Here is a 277-nt window from a genome sequence, read left to right as displayed (position 1 = left end):
CCAACTTGCAATTTTGAATTTAAATGAACAGCAAGTGCTACCTGCTCAACAAGCAACCATTCAGGTGAAGGGTGCTTTAGGAACTGACATCCGTTTATTTGTGAATGACGAGCAAATTTCGGAAAAACGTATTGGTAAAAAAGCAGCTTATCAAGAGCATGGAGTTGCTGGTTTAGACTTTATTGGTATGCCGTTACTTGCAGGTAAAAACACAGTTGCAGTTCGTCAGTACGACAGCTTTGGCAATTTACGTGACCAACAGCAAGTGACAGTAATC

General features: G+C 40.8%; 1 protein-coding gene. It reads left to right on the top strand.

Annotation, left to right across the window (positions count from 1 at the left end):
* A partial coding sequence (locus B4920_RS26170) for a hypothetical protein (protein WP_139379671.1) occupies positions 1 to 277 on the top strand: 277 nt, incomplete at both ends.

Source organism: Zoogloea sp. LCSB751 (genome assembly GCF_002028455.1).
Classification (GTDB): Bacteria; Pseudomonadota; Gammaproteobacteria; order Burkholderiales; family Rhodocyclaceae; genus Zoogloea.
The sequence above is the reverse complement of the archived record's forward strand: the minus strand, read 5'-3'. Positions and strand labels throughout refer to the sequence as shown.